The organism is Planctobacterium marinum, assembly GCF_020687805.1.
Lineage (GTDB): Bacteria > Pseudomonadota > Gammaproteobacteria > Enterobacterales > Alteromonadaceae > Planctobacterium > Planctobacterium marinum.
Map to the genome: position 1 here is coordinate 28,472 of NZ_JAJEWQ010000001.1, position 15,528 is coordinate 43,999.

Here is a 15,528-nt window from a genome sequence, read left to right on the forward strand (position 1 = left end):
CTGGTCAATTTTACGCGTTACGGTCTCATAAAAAAGGCAGGCTGAAAAGCCTGCCTGGTGATATCGAACTTATGTTGCCTCAGAACATATCATAAGAAAAACGTACCCCAACAGTACGTGGACGGTTTGTGACCACTTTGGGAGTAAATTGCTGATTATCGATGTGCAATATCGCGCTCTCATTGGTGATATTGTCAACGTATAGCTCAATTTTCCATTCGTCGTTGGTGACACCCACCGCCAGGTTGGCTAACAGGTAACTGTCCTGAACATAACGTCCACCGCGAAATACCTCGCCATTAGAGTCGGTATAGGTAACACCTTCGTATTCAGCGGCTTCATCCTGGATTGTGAGTCCGGAGCCCGTGCCGTAAACTAACTGCGTGGTATCTTCCAGTACATAGGCATCCATTTTCATGCTGGCCAGACGGTCACCGGTGTAAACCAATGAGCCGTTTATGTAACCGCTGAGATCACCTTCCAGGTCAAAATAATACCGGGCGCGTAAATTACCGGAAAAATCAGACGAGTAGGGGAGTTCACTGCCGATGGGTGGTGCGATTCCTTCCAGTTCAGGATTAATGGCGGTCAGCTCAGTGTCCAGTAAACTGAAAGCACCATTAATGATCAGGTTCTCGGTGGCCACCCAGGTAATATCTCCGTCAATACCTCGAATTTCCGCATCACCGACATTATCGGTAAAGACCAGGAAGCTGATATTGGTGGGGTCAAACCGAGACGTTTGCAAGTCTGTGATATCCGAGTAATAGGCAGTGGCATTCACCCGCAGGGTGCCATCCAGGAAGTCACCTTTCACGCCCAGTTCGTAGTTATCCAGGGTATCGGTTAATGAGTAAACCGGTATGCGGAAACCATCAAAGGCGCCATTTTGATTTGTGGCAAGCCCGCCACCCACGCGATTGGTTACCGGTGGTCTGAAACCTTCCGAGTAGGTCGCAAACAGCAATAAGTCCCGGTTAACTTTCCAGTCAACAGAGAACTTTAAAATGGTATCATCAACCGTGAGCACTCCGTCATCATCTAACAGGTCTACTTGCAGTTGCCCGGATTCAATGGCCGCCTGAATCAATTCAGGATCTTCTCCTACAGCCATTAATTCATCAGGGTCCAAAGTACCAAAAGCCCGTAACCGGCGGGACACATCAACCGTTGTGGTTGAGCCTTTGTATTCGTCTTCAATTTCGTACCAACGGGCACCGATTGTGGCGGTAACGGAGTCTGTGATGTCGTATTCCAGATTACCAAATACGGCAATTTGATTGATATCGTGGCTGACATCATTTACAAAGCTGACATCCGGCTCGAATGGGCCACCATCACTATTGATACCTTCTGTACCAACGGTGGTGCGCTGCATATCAGAGAAGAAGGCCAGGTCAGTATTGCCCAGCTTAAATCGGCCTATGGTGTCCAGGGATTGTTCATCTAAAAATATCCCGGCTGTTAAACGCCAGCGATTAGAAGCATCAGTATTGAAGCGAAACTCGTGCGTTGTTCGGGTCGTTTGGGTGTCTTCTTTATAGAATTTACTCGGATCTAAACAGCGCTCATCTTCCGGAGTTTCCGCCTGATAATGATTACACACATAATAGGCGGCAAATAAGCCACCATTAGTGTAGCCGGTGTAATCTACATTGGACTCGATTTCCCGATTCAGGTAACCACCTGTGTATACCAGCTCTAATTGATCCAGTCGTCCTTCAATCGTCCAGGTGGTTAAGCCAAACTCGTCTTTGTTGTCATCAGGCTGAAAGCGGTTGGTTGAGCTTTCACCTTCGAGATTAGGATCGTAGGCAAATACGCCTTCAGTTTCCAATACCTGTTCAGTATGTTGGATTAAGAAGGACCAGTCCTGGTTATCGTATAACGCACTAAATCTCGCCCCTGTGTACTGGGCATCGTTAAAATCATCTTCTACCAGGGAATTGTTGGTGGGTGAGACTACCGGTGTGTTTTCCGGATCGCTCAGCGGACCACCTGAAATTCTGTCGATAACCACAGCACTACCGATATAACCACCTTGTCCAGGTTGATTGGGAATATTGTCAATCCAGCCCCCCTGTTTATCGTTGTAGGCAGCGATACGAATACCAAAATTTTCCGATACCGGCGCGTTTACGTAGGCTTCGAATGTATTGCTGGCTTCACCGCCATCGGTTGTGGACAGATCCAGGTCAATTCCGGCGGTAAATCCGCTTAAATCTGGTTTGTTGGTGATAATACGCACCGTACCTGCCTGTGAACTGGCGCCAAACAGGGTACCCTGTGGACCAGGCAGTACCTCAACCCGTTGAACGTCAGTGGCGAAGATGTCCATGTTTCGGCCTTGCATGGAAACCGGTTGTTCATCCTGATAGAAGGCAACGGAAGGTTGCAGGGCCTGAACAGACGACACGGCAATGTTTGTTTGGGTGGTGGCCGCGCCGCGAATATAGATTTCGTTTTGCCCCGGGCCTGTGCCCTGAAATACTACGTTGGGCAGAAATTCGACATAGTCCTGGAAGTTGTCTATGCCTAAGTTTTCAAGTGCGCTGCCATTGATTGCGGTAACGGATACCGGTATTTCCTGAACTGATTCGGTTCTCTTGGTGGCGGTAACTTCAATGGTTTCAAGTGCGGCCTTGCCCGTGGATTCCTGGGCGTTGACGCCCGCTGTTGCCAGCGCGGCAATGACTGCACAACAAATTCTGGATTTATGCATTGTGTGACCTATGTGTGTGTTGTTGTGATTGCGGTGAGTATTAATGTTCCCTGGGAACTTATAAGTATTTCTATTTAAAGCTTAAATGTATTTCCTGAAAACTGCAAAATAAGTATAGTTCTAATGAATAGAGTTGAGGTGAATAGAGGCTGTGTTTCCCTCAAAAATGAAATTATTAAGCCATATTAATGTGTTCGATACTTAAAATGGCCTTTATAGAATATGTCATTATAATTAGAATACGATTTTAAATGCTGAGTTTCAGCTAATCCGATAACTCAAGGAAGGCCCTCACGCGTGATTTCCGCCAGCACATTTCGACACCTTAATTTAAATGTTTTTATCGTTGCAACTATCAGCATTACGGCGCTGGTGTTGTTTACTTTGCTGGCACCGCAATTCGCTGAGTCATTTTTTGATACGTTGCAAAGCGAAATTGTCAGTAGCGGCAGTTGGTTTTACGTCTTAACCGTAGCCGTTATCTTAGTGACGACACTGTATCTGGGGTTGTCGCAATACGGTGAAGTAAAACTTGGGCCAGATCACGCTCAGCCGGATTACAATCTGGCCACCTGGTTATCTATGTTATTTGCGGCCGGAATGGGCATTGGCCTGATGTTTTTTGGCGTGGCAGAGCCGCTTATGCATTTTATGGCTCCGCCTACCGCAGAGCCTGGTGGCATCGAAGCGGTAAAAGAGGCCATGAAAATGACCTTTTTTCACTGGGGCTTACACGCCTGGGCCATTTATGCCATTGTGGCGTTAATCCTGGCCTACTTTAGTTTTCGCAATAACTTACCATTGACCTTGCGTTCTGCGCTGTACCCAATTATTGGGGACAGAGTGCGCGGCTGGGCAGGCCACTGGGTAGACATATTTGCGGTGGTCAGTACCATTTTTGGCGTTGCCACGTCTTTGGGCTTCGGTGCCGCGCAAATTAACGCCGGACTGGCCTATTTAACCGGTATTGAAGTAAATACCAGCAATCAAATTTTGTTGATGATTGCGGTTATTGCTGTGGCTACCGTGTCTGTAGTGTCAGGGCTGGACAAGGGGATTAAGATCCTGTCTCAAACCAATATGATGATGGCCGTGGCCTTGCTGCTGTTTATACTTATTCTTGGTCCAACGGTGTTTTTGCTGCAGGCCTATTTGCAAAACACCGGGGATTATTTATCTGACCTTGTGCGCAATACCTTCAATTTATTTGCCTATCAGAAAAAAGACTGGATAGGCGGCTGGACCATCTTTTACTGGGGATGGTGGCTGGCCTGGGCACCGTTTGTGGGGATTTTTATCGCCCGCATATCTAAGGGCCGTACGATACGGGAGTTTATTCTTGGTGTGATGTTTATTCCCACCGCCTTTACCTTGTTTTGGATGACCGTGTTTGGCAATACCGCCATCGATTTAGTGCAGAATTTCGATTCGAATTTAGGGGCACTGGTCAATGAAGATACCTCCGTCGCCTTATTTGTTTTTCTTGAGAGCTTCCCGTTTTCTGACGTTCTGGTGGTGCTGGCGTTACTGATGGTGGTGGTGTTTTTTGTGACCTCCTGTGACTCCGGTGCAATGGTGGTAGACATGCTGTGTTCCGATGGTAATAACAACACACCTGTTTGGCAGCGCATTTACTGGGCGTTAGCAGTTGGTGTGGTAGCAATTGTATTGTTGTTCGCCGGTGGCCTGTCAGCATTGCAAACCATGACGATTGCCACCGCCTTGCCATTTTCCATTGTCTTGCTGCTGGCTATTGCCGGTCTGATAAAATCACTGCGTATCGAGCGTCATAAAAGAGAAAGTCTGGCCTTTAGTTCCGGGCCGTTAGTGACCTGCACCAACAAAGAGGGCTGGCGTGAGCGACTGGAGAGCATTGTTACTTATCCCAACAAAAAAACCGTGGAACAGTTTCTCGACAATGTCGTTAATGAGGCGTTTGAATCGGTGCGTACAGAGTTGCTGCAATATCAACTCGAGGTGGAGATAGTTCGCAAAACCAAAGCGATAGAAATGATCGTAAAACACGGCGAAGAAATCGAATTTGTTTACGGTGTGTACCGGCGTAAACACGAGCAGCCAGATTATGCCGCAAATGAGGCCGAAAGCCTGGACAATGATCATGAACAGTCTTACTATCGCGCCGAAGTTCACTTAAGAGAAGGTGGGCAGGATTACGATATTATGGGATGGTCCACAACGGCGGTTATCAACGACATCATCGACCAGTACCATAAACATCAGCATTTTTTGCATTTGATGCGTTAATGCTTAAAAACCCGTGACCGGATTGAGATATGGAAAAAGACGAAGAATTATTGGTAGCCCTGAGAAAGGTGATTCGGGCTATTGATCTGCGCTCCAGGCAGCTCAATCGGGAAGTTGGTTTAACCGGTCCACAATTGTTAGTGATGCAAAATATCGGCAAAGTGCCGGGCATCATGGTTCGTCAGATAGCTGACAATATTAATTTGAGTGCAGCAACCGTCACCAGTATATTAGATCGTCTGGAAGCGCGGGAGTTGGTGCAACGCATCCGCAGTACTGAGGACAAACGGCGGGTAGGGGTGTTTCTGACCGAAAAAGGTCAGGAGTTACTCAACGAAGCTCCGATGCCGTTTCAGGAACATTTCCTCAATCGTTTTGCCAGTCTTGAAGACTGGGAGCAAAGTTTGATGATTGCAACTATCCAGCGACTGGCCAGTATGATGGATGCCGAGAATCTGGATGCTGCACCGGTATTGGAAATCGCCAGTTTTGACGACAAAACGGCGCATGAGCCGAGCAATAAATAAACCAGGTTTCACTTTTATGCTTTTAGGTGTGCTGACTTAAACACCCAATTACCTCTCCGGCCATGTGCTTTTTTGCCCGGTAATAATGTCACATTCAGCACCCGTCGAAAGTCGTCGCTATAACGGCTTTCCCCACGACCCGTTTTTAAATTTAAACAGGTAAAAACTTATGGGTGATATTGTCATCGTCGGTGGTGGTGCCGGAGGCTTAGAGCTGGCCGTAAAACTGGGACGCTATTTCAAAAAATCTGATACCAACGTTCTGTTGGTAGATAAAAATCGAACACATATCTGGAAGCCCTTGCTGCATGAAGTGGCAGCAGGCTCTCTGGATGCGGACATTGATTGTCTGGACTATCTGGCACTGAGCCAGAAAAACGGTTTTCAATTTCAGTTAGGAGAAGTCACAGGACTTGAACGTGCCACTAAAACCTTGAAGCTGGCGGCAATGGTCAGCGACAGCGGTGAGACCATCTTACCCGCACGAGAGATAGTGTATGGCAAGCTGGTATTTGCACTGGGATCAGTGACCAATGACTTTGGCACCCCAGGAGTTAAAGAGCACTGCATCTTTTTGGATTCGGCTGGCAGTGCGCAACGTTTTCATGTGCAACTGCTGAACGAGTTTTTAAAACTGCAATCGGATAGCAGCAAAAGCAAACTGGACATTGCCATCGTCGGTGCCGGTGCAACGGGCGTAGAGTTGGCCGCAGAACTCTATAAAACCGCTGAATTATTAAAAGCCTATGGCTATCAAAATGTGTCCTCGGCGAAACTGAAAGTCACCGTAATCGAAGCCGGTCCGCGCCTGTTACCGGCATTACCCGAGCGCATAGCGCAAAAGGTGGCTCATGAACTGCGTCAGCTGGGGGTTTCTTTGATGCTGAATACCGCGGTATCAGAAGCCAGTAAAAACGGACTACAGACCAGACAAGGTGACTTTATACCGGCTGATATGTCGGTTTGGGCCGCTGGTATTAAGGCGCCGGAATTCTTATTTGCGCTGGATGGTTTGGAAACCAATCGCATCAATCAGCTGGTGGTGGATCGCACTTTGCAAACCAGTAACGATGCCAACATCTTTGCGATCGGAGATTGTGCCCATTGCATCATGCCGGATGATACAAAAGTGCCGCCACGAGCGCAGTCTGCACATCAGATGGCCAGTTGCCTATTTGATAATATCAAACGCCTGCACACCGGGCAGCAGGCTAAAGCGTATCAATACGTAGATTATGGTTCATTGGTGTCGTTGTCGTCCTATTCAACCATTGGCAGCCTGATGGGAAGCCTGTCCAAAGGCAGTGTGTTTATCGAAGGCAAATTAGCGCGAATGGTGTACATCAGTTTGTATCGCATGCATCAGATGGTGGTCTACGGCAAATTGAAAACCCTGTTTTTTATGCTGGTTAATCGCATCAATAAGCGGTTACGGCCTACCTTAAAATTGCATTAAACCAAGGCGGTGTAGTATCCGCCCAGGCTTGTTTTTAGCCTAAACACAGAGGGGTCGTACTCAGGTACGGCCTTTTTTGTTTTTTGACTATGCTAATAGTAACGAGGTTTAGCAATGGGCAAGTGATGGCGTTATTGGGCACGTTGGTAGGTGGCATTGGGTTATTTCTGTTGGGCATGATGCTGTTAACCGATGGTCTGAAACAATCTGCCGGACAACAACTGGAACAATATTTACACGCCGGTACCCGTTCAAAAGTCAGAGGCTTCGCTTCCGGTTTTACGCTGACCGCACTGGTACAATCTTCCAGCGTGGTGACTGTTGCCACGATTGGGTTTGCCAATGCCGGATTGCTGACTATCGGCCAATCTGCCTGGGTTGTGTTTGGTAGCAATGTCGGTACCACTATGACCAGTTGGATAGTGGCGCTGGTGGGCTTTAAAATTAAAGTAGAGTTGTTTGCTTTACCTCTGGTGGGCATGGGCGCCTTCCTGCATATTTTATCCCGTGGGTCTCGTCTCAAAGCACTGGGTTTGGCTGTTTCCGGCTTTGGATTGTTGTTTATCGGCCTGAATACATTGCAAGGAGCAATGCAGGGCTATCAGGGGGATTTTAGCTTTTTATTGTCTCGCCAGTCGGAACTTTACCAAATCATCCTGTTTACACTCATTGGCTGCATTATGACCACGCTGATGCAGTCTTTCAGCGCTGCTATGGCTGTGATCTTGACTTTGGTTAATACCGGTAGTGTTCCGCTGGTATTGGGCGCAGCGGCGGTGATAGGCGCCAATATTGGTACCACCTCAACCGCACTGTTAGCCACCATTGGGGCTACAGCAAACGCAAAGCGCGTGGCCTGGGCGCATGTGATTTTTAATCTGGTGGCCGCCGTTGCGGCATTTGGCATGTTGCCACTGGTGTCAGAGATATTCACCATTGGCTACGAGCGCAAGCTAATGGGCGGCAATGCCGCTTTCTGGTTAGCTGTATACCATACACTGTTTAATTTTGTTGGGGTGCTGATAATGATATTTATCGAACCCAGAATCACTGCCTTTCTGACAACAAGGTTTGTTGAGCAGGATCGCGCCCTGAAACTGCAATATGTGGATGCCACCTCCACAGAAGTGCCAGCCATCGCCGCTCGCTCAGTGATAAAAGAATTTGAGCATTTGGTAAAACGGTTAAGCGAGCAATTTGCCACCTATTCCACCGAAGAAACCCGACAAAATGGCGCTCAATTGCGCGCCTTGCTCGGTAAATTGGATGGTTTTGTTGTTAAAGTACTCAAACAACCTATGGATAATAATCTGGTGGAAGGGTTTAATCTGGCAATCAAGAATAGTCAGACCCTATCCAACTTAACGGTTTTGGTGGAAGACCTGCACCACTTAAGGGATTCCCTCGGCAATTCAGTGCTAACCGAGACGTTGAACGAGCTGACATTAACGTTTCAGTCAGTGCCGCTGCAGTTGGTAGCCGGAATGCCGGTTTCAGCGCTCAAAATTTCCCTCAAAGAATTAGAAACCAAAAGCAGCGATGTAAACGATAAGGTGTTTCAGGCACTGCAAAATAAACAGATCCACGAAAAGCAATTACGCGACGCCAATGCACTGCTGGATGTGCAAAAGCGCATTGCCAAATTGCTGGTTAAATTACAGAAACGACGAGAAGCAATGGCTGCTCTGGTGTCTGAATGAGCCTATTGCCGGATACCGGTTCCGGACAAAAACCGTGTTTGAAACGCTGCCGTTTTGGCATCAGGTTGTGAGCGCTCGACCACCTGTAATTTTGTGTAATGTCAATTTTTTTACTCCTAAAATATGCTGCCTGCGTCGAAGTTGCCGTGATTATGAAAAATCTCTGACTTCTTAATTATTTCCAATGTAAGGACAAGTACATGTCAGAATCAAACCAATACCTGCCACATGGTAGCTATCTTCTAACGGCTAAAGATGTGGAGGTGTCTATCAATGCCATCAGCACCCGTGTTGACGGCTCACATAACCCCAATGCTGCTGTGACATACCCGGCCACCGAAGCCCGTCATATTGGCGACATTATTAATGAAAACGGTAACCTGGTTGTGGGAGGCGGCAACGGAAGCAGGCCAAACCCGACCAATCAGTTCGGTGTTTTCGTACCTGCCGGTAGTTATCAATTAACCAGTATTGGCATTCACGTTACCATTCAGGCGCTATGTAAAAAAATCGATGGAAGCTGGGTGCGCTCTGTGCCGGTTCGCTACACTGCCAAAGACGCTGCGCAACTGGCAGATATATCCAATATCGACGGCCAACTGACGTTAGCTGAAAAGTAACGGTTTTTATTCAGAAGGGCAGAGTAGCAGCAAATCCGGCGGCACTAACGCTAACCACGATCTATGTTATTTTTACTCTGCCCCGTAAACGCCGCCCTCCCGAATAATATCGACCCGCCAGGCTCAATTAACCTGTAATGGATTGTAATACCCATCACCCCGAATACTTCATAGTCTTTTACTAAGCCTTGCGGTAAATGCGGTTAAACAACAGGGCGACTCACTAATTAAACTTGTTAAGAGGAAAGACTCATGGCGGCAACTTCAATTGAAATTAAATTGGTAATGCAAGGTGGTGGCGACTATCAGGAAGGCGTATCCGGATTGGTAGTAGGAAATCTGGTTGACCCTAATACCGGAGAATACTGGTACGGCCCATGTGATGCGAATCCCTGGACCTGGCATAACGAAGGTTCTAACGTAAATAGTTTTGCTCTGATGGCTAACTATGCTTATGGCAACAACGAAGCGACAGCATTTTCACAACTGGTGATTGAACCTCAGAATTTGTCGGCAGGAAATCACAAAGTCGTCGCTGTGCTGGAAACGGCTGATATCGAGGGCAGCGATACTAACCAGATTTTGCGTTTTAAAAGCGTCACCCTGGATGGTGCTGCCAGCCACGATGTGAATATCACTGAGTGGGGCAATGGACAGCAACCAACATCCACTTTTGCGCAAACGGTTGTCTGATGGGCGAACAAACATGACTTTGGGTTTTGCTGTTGTACAGCGACAGCAAACCAAAGTCACTTTAATTTCTATTGTTAGTGGCCCAACGGTTTTTCAGCGATATTCAGGCATAGCCTGTCCTAAGTGAGACTAATATTCAGCTGCTTTGTTTGACTTTTTTCGGCGCTGCAGCCTAATTCAACTACTGGCCATTGTTTGAAATCATTGTCGGGCCGCCGACTACGCCTTAAGGTGACCGGGCTGTGAAGTGACCCCCTTAAGAATCCCCCGCAGCCCCTGACGCGCAACAACATAAACATCGCCATCAGAACAACGACGACCATCAATGACAGCATCCCTGTGCCGGGCATTGATTGAGCTATCATCCCTGATAGCTCTCATCGTTGTTTTAACTGATGTCTTAATTTATTGCGCGTAAAGGGAGTTTCGGATTAGCACTTCGAACAAATATTGGTTTAATCGAGCCTGAAGGCGAATCTGTTTTGCTTTGTCTTTAAATGAGTTCTTTTGTTTCTGGACACTATGGTCATTAGATGAGCATTCATGTTCTCGCCTTGCTTTTCATACTTGAATGGTAAAACTTACAGGTTAAATTATGAGCACATTATTTAATTAATTTATGCGGTTGCACTGTGCAGAAAAGCAACGGATAATCAGTTGCGCAAGTAATGAATAAATTTCAGAAAAATTCAGATCAGGGATAAATCAGGATGAAGAAACGAATGTTAAGTGTGCTCTTGCTGGCAGCATTAAGCGCACCACAGGTAATGGCGGAAACGGTAACTGCCGAGAGTCAATTCCGTAACGCTCAGTCAGGTGAACAACACCAGCGGCGAGGACAGCAAAAGCAGGTACAAACCTTTACCCTGAATCTGTGGGCACCTGATGAAGTACCGCCAGCAGAAGCCAAACTGGCGGAAGTGGGAGATAGTTATCATTACCTCTATACCCCGGATAGCCTGAACTTTTCTATGGATGACACCAATCGCATCGTCAAATTCCGTTTTCATGATGATACCCAAAATCGCTATCAGTTTCGCTGGATAACAGCACAACACCCGGAAGATGTCACCCTCACCAAAAAGACAACCAGCAAAATCAATCTGGCCTTAGATGATGGCGAAATAGCCGAAAGTACCTATTTTGAGGTGTGGGTTTACGACACCGAAACCGGACAGCGATTTATGTGTGATCCTGACCTTGTAATTATAAGACCGCCCAATTAAATATTTGCGAGATGTAATCACGTGTAATTGAATCAATGGAAAAGGTTATTTAATCTTTAGTTAAATTTAAGTTTTAAAGTCAATTAAATTCAGGAGAATGATAATGTCAAATGCGGATGTTAACCTGGTTATAGAACCATGGACGACGGCCAATACTCATTTTAACTTATATGTTGAAAACCCCGGCACAGACGAAGAGTTTTTGGTTGCCGAATTTGCGGGTGAAAAATTTCCGTTAACTGGAGAACAACCCTTTGTTAAATTGACCTTCATTGGTAAATATGATCCAGACAGCTACCAAACTGGAAATCTGTTGTTTAATATCAAGACATCGGGATATACATTTCACAAAAACGATCATGGCATTAAGCCCGATAGTAAAGCTGGTAATTTTAATGTTACTGCAACATTGCAGACCCAAACCACCTGCGATGTCGGCCTGTCAATGGTTCAAAGTGAGGAAGGAAGTTTTAGTTTTAACTTTGACCTGAAGAATAATAATGGTGGGAAGAGTCATTTGTTTGATCCTGTAATAGTAATTATACGCCCACCACAGTAAGCTTTATAGATGATATTTAGTGATCACATCGTGAAAGTTGAATTCGGTCATTGATAGAAGTTAATTTTTCAAACTCTGTAAAATGACACAATTCATCAAACCAAGGGATGTAAAACCAGATTTTCCCTATCCCTTGGTTTATAGCTTCCTCTACGTGTAGCAGTGCTGATTTCGATTCATTTAACTTTGTTGAAATCATTGCGAAAGTAAACAACATGTTGGGATGAGTTGGTGCATGTTGTTTGGCGTAGTTAATTGTCTTATGGGCTTCATTTAATTTATCTAAGTGCATCAATGCTTGAGCTCGGGCTATTAGATTAGCCATATCATTTTTATTTTCTGTGACTTTTATGACTTTATTATAAACGACCAATGAGCGCTCTTTTTTTCCGGAGAGTAAAAGCGCATCTGCATAGTTTATTAAATATCCTATATGTTCTTCATCGTAATTCAGGGCTAATTCTGCAAATTCTAGAGCATTCGCGTATTCTTTTTTTAGCATGCTAACTATTGCTAGATTTGTGAAGGTAGCACCACTTGGTGATATGTCAGACATGGTTTTATATATTTTAATTGCTTCATCAAGCAAGCCTTGTTGTAGGTAAATACCTGCCAGCAATGTATTCACACTGTTAAGATTTCGATTTAGAGCTCTTGCATTTTCCAAACTTTCTAAGACAAGTTTCTGATTTCCCATCCACCAATAATTAACGGCTAAATGGTAATAAGCTATGGCTGTTGGGCGTATTTTAATCGCCTTTTGATACTCAAAAACTGCATCTTCGAAACTCTTGGTCTTCTGAAAGTAATTAGCTCTGAGTAGGTGCAGTTTTCCTTTGGGCAGTTGGCTTATATGAAGTTCACTCAATATATTATTAGCTACATCATATTGCTCTTGTTCTAATGCTAGCGCAAATCCATCAACCAAATAAAGTTCCGAACGTTTGAGCTCGCTGGGTACTGATTTATATACTGTCAATGCTTTAGATATCAATTGATCGTTATTGTTGTTTACATAAGCCTCTAACACCAACTCAAAATACAAACTATATACCGGATAAAAATAAGCATTGTTTTTAATCAATGCTTCCAGTCTTTCCAGCGATGTCTGGGTGTATTGTCCTTCTGTATACACCTGATAATAAATTTCCAAATACTCAGCATAATCCTCTTCGGAGATCACCAGGGATTTAGCGTTAATTTCAGTGATATTGCTATAGAGATTAGTTAGCTGAGTTTGCGCAAACTGATAAATGGGCTGATAACTTTCCAAATAGATGGGATTTTGCAGGCGGTTGGTGGTGTGCCATTTGGCTTCTTCGCCGTTATTGTCAGGTGTTTGATTATAGAGAGACAACACCAGTTCGCAGTGTTGTGCGTTACAAATCAGTTCCGGTGACACTATGTCATCAGCACCGGTACTTTTACCTATCAGGGCGATATCTCCCTGGGTATCGTCTAGTTCTGCTTGCGGGATCAGCATTAAATGAGGAGTGCTGATGATTAACTGTTGCAGCGCATCTTCGATACTGGTGAGTACCAGGTTTTTTTGCAGGCTTGATAACGGTTCGGTTTCGGTGATTTTGGGCTTCAGTACCGCCACATAACGGGTTTCCGGAGGCTGGTTGTTGAACCAATATAAGCCAATACTTAACAGTGCCACCAAAGCTAGGGCGAGAGCAGGTATTACAAAGGCTTTTTTGCGTTTCTGTACAGGCAGAGCTTCAACCGTTTGGGTTTCCATACCCAGCACATCTTGCCGCTCTAACATGCGTATTATTTGCTGTAACTGATCACAGCATTGTTTTGCTGTTGGACGTTGTGATGCGGTTTTATGCAATAGCCGATTAAGCAATATTACCAATTCTGCAGGTAGAGCAGGGGTAATGTGACCGGCATCCATGGCTTTGTCATTGACAATTTGTTGAGCAATGTCTGAAGCGGTGCTTTCTGTTGGGGTATCTTGCAGATTTAACCCTGTGTGTCCGGCAAAAGCGTGTTTGTCAGCTAACAGCTGAAAGGCCAGTAAGCCAAAGGAAAACAGGTCTGACGCGGTGGTCACTGTTTGGTTTTGCAACTGCTCCGGCGACATCCAGGGCAGACTACCTCTGATTTTATCCGAGGTTTTATTGTTTTTATCTACGGGCTTTGCGATACCAAAATCAGAGAGTTTGGCAATTACGTTTTCACTGTCTCGCGTATCCAGCAAAATATTATCGGCCTTGATATCACTGTGGATTATGTCGTGCTTGTGAATGGCTTCCAGCCCCTGAGCAATTTGATACAGGAGTCGCACTTTCTGGCGCAAAGTCAGGCTGGTTTCCAGCTGATATTTTTTCAGTGTGATTCCCGGCACGTACTCCATTACTATCGCTGGCGTGGGTTGTTCGATAACCGAGTGAACCTGAACTACATTGCTGTGATTTATTTTTGCTAAGGTACGGGCTTCTTGCAGAACGGCTTCAGTATATTTGGCATCTGTAATGTGGCTGTGCAGCACTTTAATGGCGACTTTACGGGCGAGTGCTTGATCCTCAGCGAGATAAACGTTCCCCATGCCGCCCTGACCCAGGGGTTTAACCGTGTTATAGCCTTGAAGCTGAGGAAAACTAGTTGAATCTGAGTGCGGTGTACTATCGTTCAATGCTATTGCCACTGGTTATTTGCTAAGAAAACATGCCATAGCCGGGCCGGCTTTTAACTATAATAATGGCTTTTCTGGATAAAATGCCAGACGTAGCGGGACTAAAATTCAAAATGTTTTTCTAAACACATTCAAGTGCTTGTGGGAATTGGCATTCCAGACTTGCGCCTTTGTAAATCGAAAAATGTTCACCACCGAAGCGGATCTTACCATTTTGACGTTCGAACAGGCGGTCGGCATTGTCGATCTGGCGTACCTGATCGGTAAATTGTTTGCGCGCCCGATGAATAAGAATATTCAGGTGATTGGTGTCCATTCCCAGATCGCGGGACAGCATTTCCATATCTACCCAACCCTGACTTTCCGCATCAATGCCCTGATTTGCATGGCGGGCTTTTTCTCTGGCCAGATGCAGGGTTAAATAATGATGGCTACGCACTTTAAAATCCACCTGACTTTCGGGGGTTTTTAATTGCAGGTGGGTGCTTTCTTCATCCAGGCTAAGGTCAAACCGAAACGCCAACTGCGCAATTTCGTGGTGTTCCAGCAACTGTGTTTCGTCGATGCGACTGAATAACTGCAGACGCCAGTTTTCAGCATCAACCAAAATTTGTTCACCATTAAACACTTTCCTGGGTGCCAGTTGCGTGCGTAAATCCTCGTAGTACCATTGTTGTTCCAGATCGTTGTAATACAGAGCAACCTGCAAGTTAGTTTCATCCGGTAACAGATTGTAATTACTCAAAAATATGGCGCGTTCAAGGGGGGCATCGGATGTTGCGGGTAGTAACAAGTTTTGTGGTGCATCAATGTCCAGCACTTTGTACAAATGCTCACGGGTATTGCAAAGTTGAATAGTATCTCCCGGCTTTAATGGGTAACTTTCACCTTTAACGAGTTTGTGCTCGTTTAGCCACACCCCGTTTTTACTCTGATCCCGCAATTGCCACTGCTGGTTTTCCCACTCGATCACGGCATGAACTTTACTGATAGCCGGGCTGTGTAACAAGGTGTCCACGGCGCCGGTAAGTCGCCCAAAGCGATGATAACTTTTAAGATAAATTGGGGTTTGGGTTGATTCGATTCTGATCAGTGCCATAGAGCTTCAATGCAATA

The 15,528-nt window shown here is 45.7% G+C and carries 12 protein-coding genes; 8 read left to right on the forward strand and 4 right to left on the reverse strand.

The genetic code is table 11. The annotated features are described in order from the left end of the window. Positions 1-79 precede the first annotated feature (79 nt). Positions 80-2,722, reverse strand: coding sequence for a TonB-dependent receptor (locus LJ740_RS00130; RefSeq protein ID WP_229526987.1), 2,643 nt, complete (start codon positions 2,720-2,722; stop codon positions 80-82). A 297-nt stretch (positions 2,723-3,019) separates the two neighbouring features. Here LJ740_RS00130 and LJ740_RS00135 point away from each other — a divergent pair, with 297 nt between their 5' ends. The 6 genes from LJ740_RS00135 to LJ740_RS00160 all read left to right on the forward strand — a co-directional run bounded on the left by LJ740_RS00135 (position 3,020) and on the right by LJ740_RS00160 (position 9,983). After that, the gene (locus LJ740_RS00135; RefSeq protein WP_229526988.1) at positions 3,020-4,987 is read left to right on the forward strand and encodes a BCCT family transporter; all 1,968 of its coding nucleotides are present in this window, start codon (positions 3,020-3,022) and stop codon (positions 4,985-4,987) included. 29 nt (positions 4,988-5,016) lie between these two features. Further along, positions 5,017-5,514 carry a MarR family winged helix-turn-helix transcriptional regulator gene (locus LJ740_RS00140; RefSeq protein WP_229526989.1) on the forward strand — a complete coding sequence of 166 codons (498 nt, stop codon included), beginning with the start codon at positions 5,017-5,019 and terminating at the stop codon, positions 5,512-5,514. Between the two features lie 169 nt (positions 5,515-5,683). Next, positions 5,684-6,970 carry an NAD(P)/FAD-dependent oxidoreductase gene (locus LJ740_RS00145; RefSeq protein WP_229526990.1) on the forward strand — a complete coding sequence of 429 codons (1,287 nt, stop codon included), beginning with the start codon at positions 5,684-5,686 and terminating at the stop codon, positions 6,968-6,970. A gap of 125 nt (positions 6,971-7,095) precedes the next feature. Further along, positions 7,096-8,670, forward strand: coding sequence for a Na/Pi cotransporter family protein (locus LJ740_RS00150; protein ID WP_229528010.1), 1,575 nt, complete (start codon positions 7,096-7,098; stop codon positions 8,668-8,670). 200 nt (positions 8,671-8,870) lie between these two features. After that, positions 8,871-9,290, forward strand: a complete 420-nt coding sequence (locus LJ740_RS00155) for a hypothetical protein (protein ID WP_229526991.1) — start codon at positions 8,871-8,873, stop codon at positions 9,288-9,290. Positions 9,291-9,542: 252 nt separating this feature from the next. Next, complete coding sequence (locus LJ740_RS00160) at positions 9,543-9,983, forward strand: hypothetical protein (RefSeq protein ID WP_229526992.1); 441 nt, start codon at positions 9,543-9,545, stop codon at positions 9,981-9,983. Positions 9,984-10,202: 219 nt separating this feature from the next. Here LJ740_RS00160 and LJ740_RS00165 read toward each other — a convergent pair whose 3' ends face one another. Further along, positions 10,203-10,364, reverse strand: coding sequence for a hypothetical protein (locus LJ740_RS00165; protein WP_229526993.1), 162 nt, complete (start codon positions 10,362-10,364; stop codon positions 10,203-10,205). Positions 10,365-10,705: 341 nt separating this feature from the next. Here LJ740_RS00165 and LJ740_RS00170 point away from each other — a divergent pair, with 341 nt between their 5' ends. Both LJ740_RS00170 and LJ740_RS00175 read left to right on the forward strand, forming a co-directional pair. Next, on the forward strand, positions 10,706-11,209 hold the full coding sequence (locus LJ740_RS00170) for a hypothetical protein (RefSeq protein ID WP_229526994.1): 504 nt from the start codon (positions 10,706-10,708) through the stop codon (positions 11,207-11,209). Positions 11,210-11,312: 103 nt separating this feature from the next. Continuing rightward, a complete protein-coding gene (locus LJ740_RS00175; protein WP_229526995.1) occupies positions 11,313-11,768 on the forward strand; it encodes a hypothetical protein in 456 nt (151 codons plus the stop codon). A 16-nt stretch (positions 11,769-11,784) separates the two neighbouring features. Here LJ740_RS00175 and LJ740_RS00180 read toward each other — a convergent pair whose 3' ends face one another. Then, positions 11,785-14,424: a protein kinase domain-containing protein gene (locus LJ740_RS00180; protein ID WP_229526996.1), complete on the reverse strand. Its 2,640-nt coding sequence runs from the start codon at positions 14,422-14,424 to the stop codon at positions 11,785-11,787. A 109-nt stretch (positions 14,425-14,533) separates the two neighbouring features. Then, entirely contained in the window at positions 14,534-15,511 is a 978-nt protein-coding gene (locus LJ740_RS00185) for an FHA domain-containing protein (protein ID WP_229526997.1), read from the reverse strand. Positions 15,512-15,528 lie beyond the last annotated feature (17 nt).

What these genes read in the sequence shown, in the direction of transcription:
- LJ740_RS00160 (WP_229526992.1), top strand. Translation starts at nt 9,543, where the DNA reads ATGGCGGCAACTTCAATTGAAATTAAATTGGTAATGCAAGGTGGTGGC.
- LJ740_RS00145 (WP_229526990.1), top strand. Translation starts at nt 5,684, where the DNA reads ATGGGTGATATTGTCATCGTCGGTGGTGGTGCCGGAGGCTTAGAGCTG.
- LJ740_RS00130 (WP_229526987.1), bottom strand. Translation starts at nt 2,722, where the DNA reads ATGCATAAATCCAGAATTTGTTGTGCAGTCATTGCCGCGCTGGCAACA.
- LJ740_RS00175 (WP_229526995.1), top strand. Translation starts at nt 11,313, where the DNA reads ATGTCAAATGCGGATGTTAACCTGGTTATAGAACCATGGACGACGGCC.
- LJ740_RS00140 (WP_229526989.1), top strand. Translation starts at nt 5,017, where the DNA reads ATGGAAAAAGACGAAGAATTATTGGTAGCCCTGAGAAAGGTGATTCGG.
- LJ740_RS00165 (WP_229526993.1), bottom strand. Translation starts at nt 10,364, where the DNA reads ATGAGAGCTATCAGGGATGATAGCTCAATCAATGCCCGGCACAGGGAT.
- LJ740_RS00150 (WP_229528010.1), top strand. Translation starts at nt 7,096, where the DNA reads ATGGCGTTATTGGGCACGTTGGTAGGTGGCATTGGGTTATTTCTGTTG.
- LJ740_RS00155 (WP_229526991.1), top strand. Translation starts at nt 8,871, where the DNA reads ATGTCAGAATCAAACCAATACCTGCCACATGGTAGCTATCTTCTAACG.
- LJ740_RS00185 (WP_229526997.1), bottom strand. Translation starts at nt 15,511, where the DNA reads ATGGCACTGATCAGAATCGAATCAACCCAAACCCCAATTTATCTTAAA.
- LJ740_RS00170 (WP_229526994.1), top strand. Translation starts at nt 10,706, where the DNA reads ATGTTAAGTGTGCTCTTGCTGGCAGCATTAAGCGCACCACAGGTAATG.